Raw genomic sequence first — 20,227 nt, 5'->3', positions numbered from 1 at the left:
ATTAGAAAAAGGGTCGGTTATGAGTCGAACAAATAAAATTGTGTTTGCAGTCATGTTAGCGATTGGCTGTGGCATATTCGCTTATGAAAGTCGTACGTTACAGTTCAATCAATTAGTGGCAGATATTAGTCGGTTAAAAGTTGGCTGGTTGCTGGTCGCACTTTCATGTATGTTAATTTCTTGGTTCTTTGAAGCGTTAGTACTGCGCGTCTTTTTAAAAGGGCGGACGACGGATTTTTCATTATTTAATGCCTTGCGGATTCCATTGATTGCGCAGCTCTTTAACGCGATTACGCCATTTTCTTCAGGTGGGCAACCAGCGCAATTGGTGGCTTTGATGCAATCACGGGTGGAAGCTGGCCAGGCGAGTTCCGTTTTATTAATGAAGTTTATCGTCTATCAGTTCATGGTATTGGTCAACTTTCTATTAAGTATGCTTATCGGGTTTTCACAAGTTTCCAAGCATTTTGGCACGCTGGCAATTTTAATTAACTTTGGTTTAATCGTTCACGTCGTTGTTTTGGCAGTTTTACTATTGGTGATGTACTACAACAAATTCACGAAGCAATTGGTGCATTGGTTGTTAATTCCGGTCAGCTGGTTTGTATCGAAAAAACGAATGATTGAATGGCGGAGCGTGTTACTTACTAAAATCGATACGTTTTATGCTGAGAGTCTCCATCTCAAAAAAGAAAAGAAAAAACTCATCAAAGGCTGCTTATTAACGCTATGCCAACTCTTTTTCTATTATAGTGTGCCGTATTTTGTGTTATTAGCGTTGGGCAGTCCAAATGTGAATTACTTAGAAGTAATGGTTTTACACGTGATGATCGTCATGATTGTATCGCTGTTCCCTGTACCAGGTGGTTCTGGGGGTGCAGAATACAGTTTCAAGACTTTATTTGCCACCTTTACGCTCAGTTCGAGTAAACTAGTGTTAGCCATGTTGTTATGGCGACTTTTCACTTATTATCTAGGAATGTTTATGGGGATTGGCGCTTTAGCGGTCAAACCTAAGTTAAGTGCTAAAAAATAGGAGGTTATTAACATGCAACCAACAATCGGCTTTATCGGTATCGGTATCGGTGTAATGGGGAGCAGTATGGTTAAAAATCTATTGAAAGCAAACTACTCAGTTGTCGTTTACAATCGAACGAAACAAAAGGCTGATGAAGTTGTCAGCTTAGGCGCAAAATGGGCGGACACACCAGCAGCTGTTACGACACAAAGTGATGTTGTCTTATCAATGGTTGGTTATCCACAAGATGTGGAAGCAATCTATTACGGTGATGATGGTATTTTTAGCGCGGTCACACCGGATAAAATTGTTGTCGATATGACAACTAGCACGCCAACTTTGGCACAAAAAATTGCGGCCACAGCTAGTGAATTAGGCTTACAAGCGTTAGATGCCCCCGTTTCAGGTGGCGATATCGGTGCTCAAAATGGGACGCTAACGGTGATGGTCGGTGGTAATCAAGCCGCTTATGAACAGGTTAAGCCCGTTTTTGAAGCCGTTGGACAAACTGTGCAACGGTTTGGTGAAGCCGGTAAGGGCCAGCATACTAAGATGGCTAATCAAATTATGATTGCCGGTACAATGACCGGGATGACTGAAATGTTGGTTTACGCTCAGGCGGCCGGCTTAGATTTACCAGCCGTCTTAAAAACCGTCAACGGCGGGAGCGCTCAAAATTGGAGCCTCGCAAACTATGGTCCTCGGATTCTAGCAGGCGATTATACACCTGGCTTTTTTGCAAAACATTTCTTGAAGGATTTGAAGATTGCCTTAGAGGAATCTGAGAAAATGGGGCTCAATTTACCGGCCACACGTCAAGCTAAGAAATTATACGCAAGATTAGTGAATGAAGCGGGCCTTGGCGATGATGGGACACAAGCCTTGATTAAATTATGGACAGATTCTATAAAATAATTGCATATAAACGGTGCAGTCGGGGCCTTTTTCTGATAAACTGGTAGATAGTTATTAAAGGAGGATTCGCCATGCAATCATCACAGTTAGTTGCGATTATCAAACGTCTGGTAGCAATGCAAGAAGATCAAAGCGCTGAGGTTCAAGAAAGACGTTTTGAAAAGGAAGGCGATTTAAAAGCGACTGTTAGCTATGATCCACAAGCACAAGCCTTTGAACTTGAAGACAGTAGCACACATCAACAATTCCAATTTGACAATATTGATTTAGTCGCAATGGAACTATACGATTTATTAGCAGACTAGTTAATTAACCATTGAGTATCGAATTACTTGGTGGTTTTTTTGCTACTTAGGGCGGTTAGCGCTTTATCTAACGGCCATTGAGATTCTTAAAAATGGGTTAATATTTGAAACTGCATTCGGTTTCATATTGATTTTTAATACTGACATGTGTAAACTAACTGTCAGATTGTCAATAGCTTTTAACGAAGCTAAATGACCTTTAACGGAGGCTATTGTATCGATGAAACAGATTGGTCATAAAATTCAAGCCGGGTTGAGTACGCGCTGGGGCTTTTTCCTATTCGCGGTAGCTTTATTCTGGCTTAAAACGATTTATGCGTATCAAACGAAATTTAATTTGGGTGTCAAAGGTGGTATGCAAGCCTTCTTAATGACGATTAACCCCATTCCAACAACCTTATTGTTATTTGGGATTGCGCTATTTATGAATGGCCGCAAATCATACATAACGTTGATGATTATTGATTTATTAACGTCAGTCTGGTTGTTCTCGAATATTCTCTATTACCGAGAATTTTCTGACTTTTTAACCTTTAACTTAATGAAGGGCTCAGGTGCTGTTTCTAATAATCTGGGTAAGAGTATTGCCGGCATTATTGAATATTCCGATTTCTTAGTTTTTGCGGACGTGCTGTTGTTATTAATCTTATTGGCGACTAAACTAATTAAGATTGATCGGCGTGTTTTCATGAAACGGAATGCTTTTGCGATTACTGGTTTGTCGGTCGTATTATTCGGCGCTAACCTGGGGATGGCCGAAGCGGATCGTTCAGGATTATTAACTCGGACATTTGATAATAACTATATTGTTAAATACTTAGGGATGAATGCCTACACGGTTTACGATGGTGTTAAGACCACTAAGAATAACGCGATTAAGGCTAACGCTGATAGTAGTAATATGAGTGGCGTCTTGAAATACTTGAAGGAAAATCGCGTGTCACCCAATGTTGAATACACAGGGGTTGCTAAAGGTAAGAACGTCTTTGTCATTCATTTGGAAAGTTTCCAACAATTCTTGATTGACTACAAGTGGGATGGTCAAGAAGTCACACCGAATATCAATAAGCTCTATCATGATCAAAATACATTGAGCTTTGATAACTTCTTTAACCAAGTTGGGCAAGGGAAGACTGCTGATGCCGAATTAATGCTTGAAAATTCATTATTTGGTTTGCCTGAAGGGGCCGCAATGGTTACACAGGGGACAACCAATACTTTCCAAGCAGCACCAGCGATTTTAAACCAACAAGGCTACACAACCGCCTCATTCCATGGGGATGTCCCAAGTTTTTGGAACCGGGATAACACCTACAAGTCATGGGGCTATGATTATTTCTTTAGCTCACAGTACTTTAAAGAAGGTAAGGACTACAATGTTGGCTACGGTTTGAAGGATAAGATCTTCATGCAAGATTCAGCCCGCTACATTGAACAATTACCACAACCATTCTATGCAAAATTAATTACAGTTACGAACCACTATCCATACTTATTGGATAAGAAGAACCAATCGATTGCTAAAACTGATACTGGTGATGATACTGTTGATGGCTATGTTCAAACAGCTAAGTATTTAGATCAAGCACTAGGCGAATTTATGACCTGGTTACAAAAGGCAGGCTTGGATAAGAATAGTATGTTGGTCTTATACGGGGATCATTACGGTATTTCTGGTAATCATAAGAAGGCCGTTGCCAAGTTATTGAAGAAGGATGAATTTACCGACTTTGATAACGCTCAGTTCCAACGGGTACCATTTATGGTCCACATGCCAGGCTTAAAAGGTGGCGTTAACCATACATATGGTGGCGAAATCGATGTCTTACCAACCTTATTAAACCTCTTAGGCGTTAAGAATACGGATACAATCCAATTTGGATCCGATCTCCTAGCGGCTAACCGTAATCAAACCGTGGTCTTTAGAAATGGGGATTACGTGGCACCAGATTACACGAAGGTCGGCAGTACTTACTACGATACAAAGACGGGTAAGGAATTGACTAAGATGACCAAAGCGCAAAAACTCCGAGTCTTAGCGCTTAGTGAACACGTTACAAAGGAACTTTCATTGTCTGATAAGGTGATTACCGGGGATTTACTTCGTTTCTATACGCCAACAGGCTTTGAAGCAACTGATAAAACGAAGTTGAGCTATAAGGTCAGTGATGCTAAAGCACAACTGAAAGCAGATAAAACTAAAACGAGTGTTATTCAAAAGAACAATGGTAAATCGACGATGAATCTCTATCAAACAGATGCACCTGAGTTGAAATAAGTTTAAAAAGCCAACGTGATTAATCACGTTGGCTTTTTTACTGTCTTTTTCAATCATTTTACTTGTCAGCGTCGTTAAAAAAAGGTACGATTACATCAATCAATATACATGATAATGATTATCAATTAAGAAAGGAGTTTATCTGATATGAGTCAAACAATTGTTGAACAGACACTTCGGAAGTTGAAAGCAAATAATGTTCGAATTACGCCGCAAAGACAAGCCGTGTTAGAATTTATGATTGGTACGCACATGCATCCAACCGCTGATGATGTTTACCAAGCATTAGCAGGGCGGTTTCCTAATATGAGTGTTGCGACGATTTATAATAACTTGCGGTTATTTACAGAACTGGGTGTCATAGAAGAAATGACTTACGGGGATGCTTCGAGTCATTTTGATTTTGCACAGACTAAACATTACCACGCAATCTGTGATCGTTGTGGAAAAGTGGTTGATATTTTTTACCCAGGACTAGAAGATGTTGAAATAGTTGCCCAGAACTTAACGGGATTTATGGTGACGGGTCACCGGATGGAAGTTCATGGTATCTGCCCGGAATGTCAGTTAGCCAATCGCTAATTAAGTGAATTTAGTGAATATTTAGAAAAAAGTAAAAAAGTTGTATTTTTTTACTTGACGATGATTATAGATGTTGGTATAGTAGTCTATGTTGTCAGCGAGATAAAAGATATTCATCCGATAACGAGTGATTTATATTAAGAACTTTGAATATTTATTCAAAAAATATTTATAAAAAGTGCTTGACAATCCACTATGAAAGATGATATATTAATTAAGTTGTTTCAACACAGTAGATCTTTGAAAACTGAACAAAGTTTTGATAAACCAAATGTGTAGGGTCGCCCTTCGGGGCACAACATATTTGCGAAGTCAATTTCGCTAGCAAATAAATTAAGTAACAAAACAAGAGCTACAAACTTTTAATCGAGAGTTTGATCCTGGCTCAGGACGAACGCTGGCGGCGTGCCTAATACATGCAAGTCGAACGCACTCTCGTTTAGATTGAAGGAGCTTGCTCCTGATTGATAAACATTTGAGTGAGTGGCGGACGGGTGAGTAACACGTGGGTAACCTGCCCTAAAGTGGGGGATAACATTTGGAAACAGATGCTAATACCGCATAAAACCTAACACCGCATGGTGTAGGGTTGAAAGATGGTTTCGGCTATCACTTTAGGATGGACCCGCGGTGCATTAGTTAGTTGGTGAGGTAAAGGCTCACCAAGACCGTGATGCATAGCCGACCTGAGAGGGTAATCGGCCACACTGGGACTGAGACACGGCCCAGACTCCTACGGGAGGCAGCAGTAGGGAATCTTCCACAATGGACGAAAGTCTGATGGAGCAACGCCGCGTGAGTGAAGAAGGTTTTCGGATCGTAAAACTCTGTTGTTGGAGAAGAATGTATCTGATAGTAACTGATCAGGTAGTGACGGTATCCAACCAGAAAGCCACGGCTAACTACGTGCCAGCAGCCGCGGTAATACGTAGGTGGCAAGCGTTGTCCGGATTTATTGGGCGTAAAGCGAGCGCAGGCGGTTTCTTAAGTCTGATGTGAAAGCCTTCGGCTCAACCGAAGAAGTGCATCGGAAACTGGGAAACTTGAGTGCAGAAGAGGACAGTGGAACTCCATGTGTAGCGGTGAAATGCGTAGATATATGGAAGAACACCAGTGGCGAAGGCGGCTGTCTGGTCTGTAACTGACGCTGAGGCTCGAAAGCATGGGTAGCAAACAGGATTAGATACCCTGGTAGTCCATGCCGTAAACGATGAGTGCTAGGTGTTGGAGGGTTTCCGCCCTTCAGTGCCGCAGCTAACGCATTAAGCACTCCGCCTGGGGAGTACGACCGCAAGGTTGAAACTCAAAGGAATTGACGGGGGCCCGCACAAGCGGTGGAGCATGTGGTTTAATTCGAAGCAACGCGAAGAACCTTACCAGGTCTTGACATCCTTTGACCACTCTAGAGATAGAGCTTTCCCTTCGGGGACAAAGTGACAGGTGGTGCATGGTTGTCGTCAGCTCGTGTCGTGAGATGTTGGGTTAAGTCCCGCAACGAGCGCAACCCTTATTACTAGTTGCCAGCATTAAGTTGGGCACTCTAGTGAGACTGCCGGTGACAAACCGGAGGAAGGTGGGGACGACGTCAAATCATCATGCCCCTTATGACCTGGGCTACACACGTGCTACAATGGATGGTACAACGAGTTGCGAGACCGCGAGGTTTAGCTAATCTCTTAAAACCATTCTCAGTTCGGATTGTAGGCTGCAACTCGCCTACATGAAGCCGGAATCGCTAGTAATCGCGGATCAGCATGCCGCGGTGAATACGTTCCCGGGCCTTGTACACACCGCCCGTCACACCATGAGAGTTTGTAACACCCAAAGCCGGTGAGGTAACCCTTCGGGGAGCCAGCCGTCTAAGGTGGGACAGATGATTAGGGTGAAGTCGTAACAAGGTAGCCGTAGGAGAACCTGCGGCTGGATCACCTCCTTTCTAAGGAATAATACGGAAAACCTTGTACATTTGCGAAATCAAAACTTTGTTTAGTTTTGAGAGGTCTACTCTCAAACTTTGTTCTTTGAAAACTGGATAATAAGTAATATATTAGTTTTAAAAGCCGAGAAAAACATTGCGTTTTAAAGAGTTTTTTAATAATAGAAATATGAATTAGTTCATATCGCTAAACTCAAATAATAACCCTTTACCGTAGGTAAAGATAGGTTAAGTTATAAAGGGCGCATGGTGGATGCCTTGGCACTAGGAGCCGATGAAGGACGGTACTAACACCGATATGCTTCGGGGAGCTGTAAGTAAGCTTTGATCCGGAGATTTCCGAATGGGGGAACCCAATACTTTTAATCGAGTATTATCATTAAGTGAATACATAGCTTAATGAAGGTAGACGAGGGGAACTGAAACATCTAAGTACCTTCAGGAAGAGAAAGAAAAATCGATTCCCTAAGTAGCGGCGAGCGAACGGGGAAGAGCCCAAACCAAGAAGCTTGCTTCTTGGGGTTGTAGGACAGAACTTTGGAGTTACCAAGTTAAGTTGTAATCGAATCAGCTGGGAAGCTGAGTCAAAGAGTGTGATAACCACGTAGATTAAACAACTTAACCTCCGTTCTGGATCCTGAGTACGGCGGAACACGTGAAATTCCGTCGGAATCCGGGAGGACCATCTCCCAAGGCTAAATACTCCCTAGTGACCGATAGTGAACCAGTACCGTGAGGGAAAGGTGAAAAGCACCCCGGAAGGGGAGTGAAATAGATCCTGAAACCATGTGCCTACAATTAGTCAAAGCTCGTTAATGAGTGATGGCGTGCCTTTTGTAGAATGAACCGGCGAGTTACGTTTATATGCGAGGTTAAAGTGAAAAGCTGGAGCCGTAGCGAAAGCGAGTCTGAAATGGGCGAGTGAGTATATAGATGTAGACCCGAAACCAAGTGACCTACCCATGTCCAGGTTGAAGGTGTGGTAAAACACACTGGAGGACCGAACCCACGTCAGTTGAAAATGGCGGGGATGAGGTGTGGGTAGCGGTGAAATTCCAATCGAACTTGGAGATAGCTGGTTCTCTCCGAAATAGCTTTAGGGCTAGCCTCGGAATATTGGATCATGGAGGTAGAGCACTGTTTGGACTAGGGGCCCGTCATGGGTTACTGAATTCAGATAAACTCCGAATACCATTGATTTAGTTCCGGGAGTCAGACTGCGAGTGATAAGATCCGTAGTCGAAAGGGAAACAGCCCAGATCACCAGTTAAGGTCCCAAAATTTATGTTAAGTGGAAAAGGATGTGGCGGTGCACAGACAACTAGGATGTTGGCTCAGAAGCAGCCACCATTTAAAGAGTGCGTAATAGCTCACTAGTCGAGTGCCGCTGCGCCGAAAATGTACCGGGGCTAAACATAATACCGAAACTGTGGGTGGACACGTAAGTGTCCGCGGTAGGAGAGCGTTCTAAGGGCGATGAAGCTAGATCGTAAGGACTAGTGGAGCGCTTAGAAGTGAGAATGCCGGCATGAGTAGCGAAAGATCAGTGAGAATCTGATCCACCGTATGACTAAGGTTTCCTGGGGAAGGCTCGTCCTCCCAGGGTTAGTCGGGACCTAAGGCGAGGCCGAGAGGCGTAGTCGATGGATAACAGGTTGATATTCCTGTACTAGTTTATTTTGTTTGAATGATGGAGGGACGCAGGAAGCTAAGGAATGCACACGACTGGAAATGTGTGTCCAAGCAATAAGTCTTGAGTTGAGTGAAATGCTTGATTCTTTAAGGACAAGTTGTGATGGGGAGCGAAATTAAGTAGCGAAGTTCCTGATGTTACACTGCCAAGAAAAGCTTCTAGTGAGAAATAAACTACCCGTACCGTAAACCGACACAGGTGGTCGAGGAGAATATCCTAAGGTGAGCGAGTGAACTCTCGTTAAGGAACTCGGCAAAATGACCCCGTAACTTCGGGAGAAGGGGTGCTGACCGTCAGGTCAGCCGCAGTGAATAGGCCCAAACAACTGTTTATCAAAAACACAGGTCTCTGCAAAATCGTAAGATGACGTATAGGGGCTGACGCCTGCCCGGTGCTGGAAGGTTAAGAGGATGAGTTAGCGCAAGCGAAGCCCAGAATTGAAGCCCCAGTAAACGGCGGCCGTAACTATAACGGTCCTAAGGTAGCGAAATTCCTTGTCGGGTAAGTTCCGACCCGCACGAAAGGCGTAATGATTTGGGCACTGTCTCAACGAGAGACTCGGTGAAATTATAATACCCGTGAAGATGCGGGTTACCCGCGACAGGACGGAAAGACCCCATGGAGCTTTACTGTAGCTTGATATTGAGTGTTTGTACAGTTTGTACAGGATAGGTAGGAGCCGTAGAAATCGGAACGCTAGTTTCGATTGAGGCGTTGGTGGGATACTACCCTAACTGTATGACCACTCTAACCCGCGCCACTTAGCGTGGCGGGAGACAGTGTCAGGTGGGCAGTTTGACTGGGGCGGTCGCCTCCTAAAGTGTAACGGAGGCGCTCAAAGGTTCTCTCAGAATGGTTGGAAATCATTCGTAGAGTGTAAAGGTATAAGAGAGCTTGACTGTGAGATTGACAAATCGAGCAGGGACGAAAGTCGGACTTAGTGATCCGGTGGTTCCGTATGGAAGGGCCATCGCTCAACGGATAAAAGCTACCCTGGGGATAACAGGCTTATCTCCCCCAAGAGTCCACATCGACGGGGAGGTTTGGCACCTCGATGTCGGCTCATCGCATCCTGGGGCTGTAGTCGGTCCCAAGGGTTGGGCTGTTCGCCCATTAAAGCGGTACGCGAGCTGGGTTCAGAACGTCGTGAGACAGTTCGGTCCCTATCCGTCGCGGGCGCAGGAAATTTGAGAGGAGCTGTCCTTAGTACGAGAGGACCGGGATGGACATACCTCTGGTGTACCAGTTGTGCCGCCAGGCGCATCGCTGGGTAGCTATGTATGGCAGGGATAAACGCTGAAAGCATCTAAGTGTGAAGCCCCCCTCGAGATGAGATTTCCCATTCCTTTATGGAAGTAAGACCCCTGAAAGATGATCAGGTAGATAGGCTAGGAGTGGAAGTACAGCGATGTATGGAGCGGACTAGTACTAATCGGTCGAGGACTTAACCAAAGGTGCAATGTTTGGCTTTTGAAATGAAAATATTACTTATTATGCAGTTTTGAGAGAACGAAGTTCTTCTCAGTGCGAAAGCACAAAATAGTGTGGTGGCGATAGCAAGAAGGATACACCTGTTCCCATGTCGAACACAGTAGTTAAGCTTCTTAGCGCCGATAGTAGTTGGTGGGAAACTACCTGCGAGGATAGGACGTTGCCACGCTTGATTCCGGTTTAGCTCAGTTGGTAGAGCGCATGACTGTTAATCATGATGTCGTCAGTTCGAGCCTGACAACCGGAGTAAATCATTTTGGAGAGTTGTCCGAGCGGCCGAAGGAGCATGATTGGAAATCATGTAAATGGGTATGACCTGTTTCGAGGGTTCGAATCCCTCACTCTCCGTTATATAATGATAGTATGGCCCGTTGGTCAAGTGGTTAAGACACCGCCCTTTCACGGCGGTATCATGGGTTCAAATCCCGTACGGGTCATTTTTGGAGGTTTAGCTCAGTTGGGAGAGCGTCTGCCTTACAAGCAGAGGGTCACAGGTTCGAGCCCTGTAACCTCCATTTTTATTTTAAGGTCGCATGGTCTAGCTGGTTAGGACGCCTGCCTGTCACGCAGGAGATCACGGGTTCGAGTCCCGTTGTGACCGTCAAAAAGACGGTTAAAAGCATCAGTCGTTATAAACGACCGATGCTTTTTTTGTGCGTTTAAAAAGATAAATCAGGCTATAAAAAAACAGCCAAGCTAGGCTGTTTTTAAGGACTTATAGAAATAAACCAGTAATAAAAATGAGATAATAAAGCTCATGTAAATAAGTATTATTTTTAATGAAACCCAGTTGCGTTGCTAGCAACAATAGTTGAGCAATAATAAAAGGCAATAATTGCCAGCCTACGATGATTTTAGTCGCGATGATCAAAAGAACGGTGATTAACCAGAGGCAGTCACCAACAACGGTGAGCATCTTATTAGTCGGGATCAGTTCAAAAAGGAAAATTAACCCTAAGAAGAGGCCAATCTTGACGAGCAATGCTTCAGGTAAGAAATGAATGCCATTGAAAATCAAAGTTGCCAGGAAAAAGTAAGGCGCTAATAAAAACTGACAAACTAGTCTCAACCAATGATTGTTGAATTGCTTCGGAAAGATAAACGGAACAAGCACCAATAAACTGGTAATTGCTAGTAAAGTGCCGGCCCAAATCAATGAGTGGCGACCAATAATTAAGCTAATGATGAGCGCAATTAGCAGGCCGCCAGCGGCTAATGAGCGCTTTAGCTTACTAGTTGTTGAAAGAACTAGCGGAATGGTTAATAATGCGCCTAAAAGCGCAGTTAACATGAAGTATAAATCAAGATGCTTGGGAAAAGGGTGAATCGCTAATCCCACAATTAAGCCCAGGTTTAAGTAGTTAAATAAGATTAACCGAGCAGGTGGATTATTAGCAGGTAGTTTTTTTTGTCTAAGATAGAACATAGCAACACCTTTTTCATATAATATGCCTTTCATCTTAACTTTTTTTGAAAAGAAGGTCAATGGCTTTTGAAATATGTCGTGATTTATGCTAAGGTAGTAGAGTTATAAGAAGTTCCCGATAGGATTCACACACCGTGAAGAGGCCTTGTAACCGACACATATATAGGGGGAAACATAGAAATGCAAGAAAGACATTTATTTACTTCGGAATCCGTTTCTGAAGGCCATCCAGATAAGATTGCGGATCAAATTAGTGATGCCATCTTAGATGCGATGTTAGAACAAGATCCACAAGCACGTGTTGCGTGTGAGACAACCGTTACAACCGGATTAGTATTAGTCGTGGGTGAAATTTCAACGACGGCTTACGTTGATATCCAAAAGGTTGTCAGAGAAACAATCAAGAAGATTGGTTATCGTGATGGCCAATACGGTTTTGATGGTGACAATTGTGCCGTGATTGTAGCACTTGATGAACAATCACCAGATATTGCACAAGGTGTCGATGATTCGCTTGAATCACGTGAGAAGGATGAAGATCCGCTTGATAAGATTGGTGCAGGGGATCAGGGGTTAATGTTTGGCTTTGCTGTCGATCAAACACCTGAATTAATGCCATTACCAATCGCTTTATCACATCGCTTGATGCGTAAGGTCGCTGAACTACGTAAGAGTGGTCAGTTAACTTATCTACGACCAGACGCAAAAGCACAAGTCACTGTTGAATATGATGAAAACGAACAACCAAAACGTGTTGATACCGTCGTCATTAGTACACAACACGATGAGGATGTTACTTTAGAAACCATTCAAAAGGACATGCTAGAACAAGTTATTAAAACTGTCATTCCTGCTGAATATTTGGATGATAAGACAAAATACTTCATTAATCCAACTGGTCGCTTCGTCATTGGTGGGCCACAAGGGGATTCCGGTTTAACTGGTCGGAAGATTATTGTGGATACTTATGGCGGTTATGCCCGTCACGGTGGCGGTGCATTTTCTGGTAAGGACGCAACTAAGGTTGACCGTTCTGCTAGTTACGCAGCCCGTTATATTGCTAAGAACATTGTTGCTGCTGGTTTAGCACGTAAATGTGAAGTGCAACTAGCCTACGCAATTGGTGTAGCACAACCGGTATCCGTTTCAGTAAATACTTTTGAAACTGGTACAGTGAGTGAAGAAGCAATTCAAACTGCAATTCGTGAGAACTTTGACTTACGACCTGCTGGGATTATTAAAATGCTAGATTTACAAAGACCTATTTATGAGCAGACAGCTGCTTATGGGCACTTTGGGCGTACAGATGTTGATCTTTCTTGGGAACGATTAGATAAAGTTGATGCTTTAAAAGCAAGCATTGCTAAACTAAATCACTAAGAAGTCAATCGAGTAAAAGAGGCGGCCTTTCCTTAACTTATTTAAGCTAAGAAAGGTCTCTTTTTATGCCTAGAATTAAGAGGAGAATGGTGTAATGGAGAAGAGAAAAACAAATGTATTATTAGTAACAATCGCGCTGTTTGTCGCGACATTTATGACAGCAATTGAAGGGACAATCGTCTCAACGGCAATGCCAACGATTATTAGTAACTTACATGGTATGCGCTTGATGAATTGGGTTTTCTCAATTTATTTATTAACGAATGCGATGATGACGCCCATCTATGGGAAGATGGCTGATCGGATTGGCCGGAAACCAATTTTTATTTTTGGGTTAGTGTTATTCGTCATCGGTTCATCTTTATGTGGGTTATCAAATCATATGGAAACGTTAATCATTTCCCGGGCAATACAAGGGTTAGGGGCTGGTGCAATTATGCCAGTATCTTTCACCATCATTGCTGATATCTATCCGATTGAAAAACGGGCAAAAGTCCTCGGTTTTAATGGTTCTGCATGGGGGATTGCCTCAATTATTGCGCCCCTTTTAGGTGGTTTTATCGTTGATAAATTAACGTGGCATTGGATTTTCTTCATCAATGTTCCAATCGGGTTAATTACCATTGGCTTAATTTGGTATTTCCTACAAGAAGAAAAACGAACGAGCAATCAACCAATCGACTACTGGGGTAGCTTCTGGCTGATGATGGCACTTTTAGGCCTCTTATACGGCTTCCAATTAATGGGCGAAACACACTTGTCATGGGGCTTATTAGTACCAGCGCTCGTGATTGCCGTCGTTGCTTTTATTTTATTCGTACGCGTTGAAAAGAAGGCGCAAGATCCTATTATCTCATTATCATTATTTAAAAACCGGACCTTCGTTGTTCAAAATGCGGTTGCCGCTTTAGTCAGTGGCTTCTTGATTGGTTTTGAAGTTTATATGCCAATGTGGATGCAAGGTATTCTGGGATTGAAGGCTTCAATGGGGGGCTTCGTGGTGACACCAAGTTCAATCATGTGGATCTTCGCTTCATTGTGGGCAGGCCAGTTATTAGTGAAACATGCACCACAACGAATTTTAATGGGAAGTTTAGCAATTCTACTTGGTGGCAGTATTGTCTTAGCACTCGTTCCACAAACAACACCATTTTGGTTCTTCTTAATGGTCGCCGCTTGTTTAGGGATTGGCTTTGGAATGATCATTACAACGACCACCGTTACGTCACAGAGTGTTGCGGGTTCAGATAAAGTAGGGGTCGCAACTTCATTTAATACGCTGAGCCGAACATTGGGGCAAACGCTAATGGTGTCAGTCTACGGGATTATTTTAAACCGTCAATTGGCTAAAGGTATTAGTGGTGATTCGCGCTTGAATCAAAATATGCTTAACGAATTAATTAATCCGGAAACGGCTGCTAAATTACCACAAAACTTATTACCAGATTTACGGCATATTCTATATAATGGCTTGCATTATATCTACTTTGCTTCAATCGTCTTAATTTTAGTTGCAATGTGGATTAATTTATCAGATCGTCGTCAGAAATAATAAAAAAAGATTGGCCAACAGGCCAATCTTTTTTTGTTATCTGAATAGCACACAAACGCCTTCTGGGGTCTCTAATCCTTTTTGACAAGGGGTTAATAAGCCAGTTTGAGCGTCGCGGTGATAGAGCGTACCATTATCGCTATTTTGATTAACGGCAAAGAGAAATTGATTGTTAGCGGAGAGGTTGAAGTCACGAGGGAATTCACCATCCGTTGACATTTGTTGAATCGTTGTGAGTTGTTGACCATCTGCGCTAATACGGTAGACTACGATAGAATTATAGCCGCGATTTGAGGCGTATAGGAATTGGCCGTCTTGTGAAATACGGATTGCCGCACCACCATTAGCCTCGTGCCAATCATCTGGCAACATTGAATAAGTTTCAACGGCTGTAAATTCACCGGTATTGGCATCATAGTTGAGAACAGTGATTTCACTTGAAAGTTCGCCTAAAAGATAAGCAACTTGGTGATTAGGATGAAAAACGAGGTGTCGAGTTCCAAAACCAGGTTCACTATGGTAAGTTGCTGTTTTAGTTAAGTCGCCATTGTCAGCAATTGTATAAGTTGTTAGTTCATCGGTGCCCAAATCACAGACAGCTAACCGATTATCTGGTGTGAGGTCGGTATAATGAACGTGGGCGCTTGCTTGTTCTGGACGAGGGCCATGACCAGTGTGTTGGACTGTGTTGGCTAATACGAGATGGCCATCATTTTGAATGGTATAAACAAGAATTTCGCCTTTATGGTAATTAGCAGCGTAGACCAATTGGCGCGCCTCATCGACAGCCACGTATGCTGGTGGTGCACCGGCAGCTAAGACGGCGTTTAAATAAACCGGTGTTGTGCCAGAAATATCATAAGCAGCAATGCCACCTTGATCGCCTTCTTTAACCACGGTATATAAAATTTGTTGTTTGGAAATAGCCAAATATGAGGCGTTATCTAAAGTGATATAAGGTTTAATATCAGTGATTGTTGCGGTTTCAGGTGAGAGCGTACCACGATAAATGCCCTTACCAATTCGACGGGTATAACCCCCAATTAAAACTTCTTCAGTCATAAAATAGACTCCCTTCATCAAATACTATTTGAGTATAGCATATTCATGCGAAAACGGTTTAATTAATCACCCAAAAGACGTTTGAAAACGTTAAGTTTAAGTAGAATATGCTACAATGGGAGTATCTTAAATACGAGGAGATTCAGTGATGATAATGCAAGCAGAGATCGTGGCAATCGGGGCCCAAGCAATTGATGCCGCCGAACCACTGGTTATTTTATTCAACGAACAAGCAACACCAGCGATTAAGGCAGTCGCCCTCATTCAACGTTTTACGACGGCTAATCAATCTGAACGACTTACGATGACAACCCAGTCGGTGGTTGTGATTGATGGACAACACTATCAAGTCACTTATGTTGGGGCACTTGTTAATGAAAATCTCAATAATATTGGGCATGTTGCGTTGATCTTTGATTCAGCACCAGAAGAAGATCAACTACAAAGTGGCCTTTACTTAACACCTAAAGATGCTAGTTTGCAAGGCAAACCCGATTTTAAAGTGGGGACGCTAATCCAGTATCAAGAAACTATGTAGGAAATAGGTGGGCACGTGGCTGATCGTAAACAAACGAAGGAACAATCTTGGTTTTTTAAGTGGTTTTTAAATAAAAAATTACCAGTAATTCTATTAAATGTTTTTCTAGTGCTACTGATTATTTTATTGGCAACTAAATTAGCATGGTTATTGGAGCCGATTCAGCAATTGATGTTGATTGTTGGCTTACCGATTATTATCGCGGCGGTTCTTTATTATCTGATTAATCCGCTAATCGATTGGTTAGAGCATCGTTGGCATCTTAACCGGGTTTTATCGATTACCTTAATTTTTATCGTAATTGTGGCGTTATTGGCTTGGGGAGTGGCAACGATTATTCCGATTATCCAATCACAAACGACGAGTTTAATTAAGCAATGGCCATCGTATTGGGCGAATATTCAAAAGCAGACGATGAGTTGGTTTAATGATCCTAGTTTTAAGTCGTTGCAAAAACAATTAGACGCTATTAATACGGATATGTTAAGTAACGTCTCTGGCAAAGTGAATAAGATGTTAACATCGACTGTGACTCATATCGGGACAGCCGTCGGGGTCGTGACAAACATTGTAATCGCAATTGTGACGATGCCATTTATTCTCTTTTTCATGTTAAAAGACGGTCATCGTTTAAAAGGCTACCTTGTTAAATTTTTCCCCGTTAGAATCCGGGAAACCACCAGTCAGGTCTTGGAAGAAATTAACGGGCAAGTGAGTCAATATATTCGGGGCCAGTTAACGGTTGCCTTCTGGGTAGCAGTGATGTTTACGATTGGTTATTGGATTGTTGGAATGAAATACGGATTGACGTTAGGTATTTTAGCGGGATTATTAAACTTGATTCCATACTTGGGATCATTCTTGGCGTTGGTGCCATCGGTCGTTATTGCGGCTTTTATTTCACCAATTCTACTAATCAAAGTCTTGTTGGTCTTTGCCGTTGAGCAAACTTTAGAAGGGCGAGTGGTCTCGCCATTGGTCCTTGGTAGCAAGATGTCGATGTATCCGGTCACGACGATTATCGTCTTATTGGCCTCCGGTAAGTTGTTCGGATTGGTTGGCGTCATTGTCGGTATTCCAGTTTACGCGATTATTAAAATCCTGGTGACACACTTATTTGAATGGTTTAAAAAGGTATCAGGATTATACGAATAAAGAAGTATGCTAATGGTAATTAAAAAGGTGTGGACAAATTAATTTTTGTCCACGCCTTTTTTAAACGTGTTTTTTGAAACTGGCTTTTACGCTTAGTGTCACTCGCCAACTCGTTTCAAACGCACTCTCTTTTTAATGATTGATTGTTAGTTTCATATAGTGATGCGGGATGTTTGCTTCCATTTCACCTTCGCTAATCACTTCAAAGCCAAGTTTCTCATAGAAACCAATGGCATGATCTTGTGCAAATAAGATGATGTAGGGCGTTTTTGTACGCTTGGCATCTTCGATAATTGCCTCAATTAATTTAAAACCAAGGCCCTGACCTCTAAATGACTTAATTGTGGCGACACGTTGAATTCTGAAACCGCCATCTTTTAGTACATGGACACGTGCGGTTACAGCTGGGTCTTGCTCAATGTAACCGACGTAGTGGACAGTATGATCTTCATGTGCATCTATTTCTTGTGTTTCCGGCATATTTTGTTCTCGAACAAACACCGTTCTTCTAATGTAAGTTGCATCACGAAAGATAACACTGTTATCACCAAGTGTATGTTTAATATCCATTTGTTTCACACCCTTTTCTGCTCAATGTCGACGCTGTGAAAGCGACAAAGGTCATTATACAGTTGTTTAGGGGCTGATTCAATAGATAAGGGTAAAGTTTTTAGGTACCTAACTAAAAAAGAATCACCCCGAAAAAGAGTGATCCATCCTTTTGATAATTGGTCTACAACATATCGCCATTAAATATAGAATGACGGACAAGAACATAATCCACTTTTCGTAGTGCTGATAAGCGCTTGCCACCAGCATAAGAAATTGAAGATTGCAGATCTTGACGCATTTCGGTAAGGGTGTCACTAATTGGCCCTTTATAAGGGACTAAAATCCGTTTACCCTCAACATTTTGGTGGGTGCCTTTTTGGAATTCAGAAGCTGAACCAAAATATTCCTTAAATTGTTGGCCATCTTCTTCGACGAGTTCACCAGGGGATTCAGTATGACCGGCAAAGAGGGAGCCAATCATGACCATGTTGGCGCCAAACCGAATTGATTTAGCGATATCACCGTTAGTACGGATACCACCATCTGCAATGATCGGTTTGGTTGCTGCCTTGGCGCACCAGCGAAGGGCACCAAGTTGCCAACCGCCAGTTCCAAAACCAGTTTTGATTTTAGTGATGCAGACTTTACCAGGACCAATGCCGACTTTGGTTGCATCAGCGCCGGCGCGTTCTAAGTCCCGAACCGCTTCAGGAGTGCCGACGTTGCCGGCGATTACGAAACTTTTAGGTAAAACTTTTTTGATGTGCTGAATCATATCAATCACGACTTGTGAATGACCGTGAGCGATATCGATTGTAATGTATTCTGGGATGAGGTTATCTTGTGCGAGTTGATTGATGAAGTCAAATTCATCGTCCTTAACACCAACACTAATTGAAGCGAATAGGTTACGTTCGTGCATCATCTTGATGAATGCAGGGCGTTTTTCAGGTTGGAAACGATGCATAACATAAAAGTAGTGATTTTCGGCAAGCCAAATGGCCAGCGGTTCATCAATAATGGTTTGCATATTAGCAGGGACCACGGGAATTTTAAAAGTCTCTGAACCAAAGCGAACAGTGGTATCAATTTCACTCCGACTCTTGACGATACATTTATTGGGAATAAGTTGAACATCTTCGTAATCAAATACGTCCATGAATAATTCTCCTTAAATACGAACATTTATTTTTATGTGCGACGATTAATTCGTACATAACGTATTCTAACGAGTTTATATTGGAAAGTCAATCAAAAAACACCGAACAATCCAGATAATGGTTTGCTCGGTGTTTTGAAAATAATTTAGAAATAACGTTTCCGCCAGAAGCGAAATCCTAAGAGCCCAGCAATGGTTAAGGAAATCGCAATGGTGACGATCCAACTAATTTTAAAATTGGCTAAAGGTAAGGCAACGTTCATCCCGTAGAAGCTAAAGACTAAGCCGGGGATGGTCAGCATGATTGAATAAGCTGCTAGAAACTTCATGACGTTATTCATGTTATTATTAATAATTGATGAATACGTATCAGCCGTTTCGTTGATGATTGTATTGGAAATCTCGGCCATTTCAATCGCTTGTTGATTTTCGATCTGAATGTCATCTAAGAGGTCAATCTCAGATTCATTAAGCATTAACATGTTAGAGCGCATCAGATTAGCTAGTACCATTTTATCAGTTTTTAACGACATCATGAAATAAACTAATCCGCGTTGAATCCCCATTAAATCATAGAGTTCTTCATTACGTAGTGATTTTTGTAAACGGGTTTCAATACGTTCGCGGGAACGATTGATATCCCGCAGATATTGTAGATAAATGGTCGAAATTCGGTAGAGAATTTGGAGGACACTGCGCCGTTGTTCCTGTGGATTAAAATTTTTGATTTGGTTATCAATAAAGCTCTGTAAGAAATCAACTGGCGTTTTATTGATGGTTAAGATGACAGAATCTGTTACAATAATCCCTAGGGGACTCGTTTTGTAGCGGAATTTGTCAGCTTGCTGATCATCTTTTTCAAGAATCGGCATGTTAAAAATGATTAATGTCGCGTTATAATCTGGATCGTGTTCGGCACGCGCACTTTCGTCGGCATCTAAACTATAATAGATGAAATCGGAAGGAACGTGCAGTTTTTTAGTCAGTAAATCAATTTCTTCTTGCGTGGGATCGGTAATGTTAATCCAACTATTGGGTTGGATTTTAGCATGCTTGGTTAACTTCTTTTTAGCTTCATCGAAGCGATAAGTATCGAGCATGGGTTCACTTCCTTCGTCGGTAACTTGATATGACTAAGTTTACTTGATATTTTTAGAATGTAAAGGATTGAAATAAGGAGAATTT

Annotated in this window: 14 protein-coding genes, 5 tRNA genes, 3 rRNA genes and 1 riboswitch; of the genes, 17 read left to right on the top strand and 5 right to left on the bottom strand. The window is 42.3% G+C overall.

The window, feature by feature from the left end; translation table 11 throughout:
• Positions 1 to 19: 19 nt before the first annotated feature.
• The 13 genes from ACPBEH_RS04875 (at position 20) to ACPBEH_RS04815 (ending at position 10,819) form a co-directional block, all read left to right on the top strand.
• Entirely contained in the window at positions 20 to 1,036 is a 1,017-nt protein-coding gene (locus ACPBEH_RS04875; protein ID WP_424349912.1) for a lysylphosphatidylglycerol synthase transmembrane domain-containing protein, read from the top strand.
• A gap of 12 nt (positions 1,037 to 1,048) precedes the next feature.
• On the top strand, positions 1,049 to 1,933 hold the full coding sequence (locus tag ACPBEH_RS04870; protein WP_424349911.1) for an NAD(P)-dependent oxidoreductase: 885 nt from the start codon (positions 1,049 to 1,051) through the stop codon (positions 1,931 to 1,933).
• A gap of 71 nt (positions 1,934 to 2,004) precedes the next feature.
• Entirely contained in the window at positions 2,005 to 2,238 is a 234-nt protein-coding gene (locus ACPBEH_RS04865) for a YkuJ family protein (protein WP_011374173.1), read from the top strand.
• A gap of 220 nt (positions 2,239 to 2,458) precedes the next feature.
• Entirely contained in the window at positions 2,459 to 4,516 is a 2,058-nt protein-coding gene (locus ACPBEH_RS04860; RefSeq protein WP_424349910.1) for an LTA synthase family protein, read from the top strand.
• Between the two features lie 147 nt (positions 4,517 to 4,663).
• Positions 4,664 to 5,098, top strand: a complete 435-nt coding sequence (locus ACPBEH_RS04855) for a Fur family transcriptional regulator (RefSeq protein WP_424349909.1) — start codon at positions 4,664 to 4,666, stop codon at positions 5,096 to 5,098.
• 362 nt (positions 5,099 to 5,460) lie between these two features.
• Positions 5,461 to 7,034, top strand: a 16S ribosomal RNA gene (locus tag ACPBEH_RS04850).
• Positions 7,035 to 7,260: 226 nt separating this feature from the next.
• Positions 7,261 to 10,179, top strand: a 23S ribosomal RNA gene (locus ACPBEH_RS04845).
• A 91-nt stretch (positions 10,180 to 10,270) separates the two neighbouring features.
• Positions 10,271 to 10,387, top strand: a 5S ribosomal RNA gene (gene rrf, locus ACPBEH_RS04840).
• The 16S, 23S and 5S rRNA genes sit together here with 5 tRNA genes alongside, the layout of an rRNA operon.
• Positions 10,388 to 10,392: 5 nt before the next feature.
• Positions 10,393 to 10,465, top strand: a tRNA-Asn gene (locus tag ACPBEH_RS04835).
• 11 nt (positions 10,466 to 10,476) lie between these two features.
• Positions 10,477 to 10,566, top strand: a tRNA-Ser gene (locus ACPBEH_RS04830).
• A gap of 17 nt (positions 10,567 to 10,583) precedes the next feature.
• Positions 10,584 to 10,655: transfer RNA gene (locus ACPBEH_RS04825), tRNA-Glu, on the top strand.
• A gap of 5 nt (positions 10,656 to 10,660) precedes the next feature.
• Positions 10,661 to 10,733: transfer RNA gene (locus ACPBEH_RS04820), tRNA-Val, on the top strand.
• 12 nt (positions 10,734 to 10,745) lie between these two features.
• Positions 10,746 to 10,819 (top strand) — tRNA-Asp (locus ACPBEH_RS04815).
• Between the two features lie 114 nt (positions 10,820 to 10,933).
• Here ACPBEH_RS04815 and ACPBEH_RS04810 read toward each other — a convergent pair.
• Positions 10,934 to 11,677 carry a hypothetical protein gene (locus tag ACPBEH_RS04810; RefSeq protein ID WP_424349908.1) on the bottom strand — a complete coding sequence of 248 codons (744 nt, stop codon included), beginning with the start codon at positions 11,675 to 11,677 and terminating at the stop codon, positions 10,934 to 10,936.
• A gap of 64 nt (positions 11,678 to 11,741) precedes the next feature.
• Positions 11,742 to 11,827, top strand: a riboswitch (SMK box riboswitch).
• Here ACPBEH_RS04810 and metK point away from each other — a divergent pair.
• A complete protein-coding gene (gene metK, locus ACPBEH_RS04805) occupies positions 11,825 to 13,024 on the top strand; it encodes a methionine adenosyltransferase (protein WP_035146430.1) in 1,200 nt (399 codons plus the stop codon). (Overlaps the previous riboswitch by 3 nt.)
• Before the next feature lie 94 nt (positions 13,025 to 13,118).
• Positions 13,119 to 14,576: an MDR family MFS transporter gene (locus tag ACPBEH_RS04800; protein WP_424349907.1), complete on the top strand. Its 1,458-nt coding sequence runs from the start codon at positions 13,119 to 13,121 to the stop codon at positions 14,574 to 14,576.
• Between the two features lie 36 nt (positions 14,577 to 14,612).
• Here ACPBEH_RS04800 and ACPBEH_RS04795 read toward each other — a convergent pair whose 3' ends face one another.
• Positions 14,613 to 15,638 (bottom strand): lactonase family protein, encoded by a 1,026-nt coding sequence (locus ACPBEH_RS04795; protein WP_424349906.1) that lies wholly within the window; start codon positions 15,636 to 15,638, stop codon positions 14,613 to 14,615.
• 148 nt (positions 15,639 to 15,786) lie between these two features.
• Here ACPBEH_RS04795 and ACPBEH_RS04790 point away from each other — a divergent pair, with 148 nt between their 5' ends.
• Positions 15,787 to 16,176, top strand: a complete 390-nt coding sequence (locus ACPBEH_RS04790) for a PTS glucitol/sorbitol transporter subunit IIA (protein ID WP_424349905.1) — start codon at positions 15,787 to 15,789, stop codon at positions 16,174 to 16,176.
• A gap of 15 nt (positions 16,177 to 16,191) precedes the next feature.
• On the top strand, positions 16,192 to 17,331 hold the full coding sequence (locus ACPBEH_RS04785) for an AI-2E family transporter (protein ID WP_424349904.1): 1,140 nt from the start codon (positions 16,192 to 16,194) through the stop codon (positions 17,329 to 17,331).
• 132 nt (positions 17,332 to 17,463) lie between these two features.
• Here ACPBEH_RS04785 and ACPBEH_RS04780 read toward each other — a convergent pair whose 3' ends face one another.
• From ACPBEH_RS04780 to ACPBEH_RS04770, 3 genes are all read right to left on the bottom strand, one after another.
• Positions 17,464 to 17,901, bottom strand: a complete 438-nt coding sequence (locus ACPBEH_RS04780; RefSeq protein ID WP_011374184.1) for a GNAT family N-acetyltransferase — start codon at positions 17,899 to 17,901, stop codon at positions 17,464 to 17,466.
• A gap of 163 nt (positions 17,902 to 18,064) precedes the next feature.
• Entirely contained in the window at positions 18,065 to 19,042 is a 978-nt protein-coding gene (locus tag ACPBEH_RS04775; RefSeq protein WP_424349903.1) for a GMP reductase, read from the bottom strand.
• Between the two features lie 146 nt (positions 19,043 to 19,188).
• A complete protein-coding gene (locus ACPBEH_RS04770) occupies positions 19,189 to 20,142 on the bottom strand; it encodes a magnesium transporter CorA family protein (RefSeq protein WP_424349902.1) in 954 nt (317 codons plus the stop codon).
• Positions 20,143 to 20,227: the final 85 nt, after the last annotated feature.

The organism is Latilactobacillus parasakei (assembly GCF_049674265.1).
In the GTDB taxonomy this organism is placed as follows: Bacteria; Bacillota; Bacilli; order Lactobacillales; family Lactobacillaceae; genus Latilactobacillus; species Latilactobacillus sakei.
This window is presented reverse-complemented; position numbering and strand designations above follow the sequence as displayed.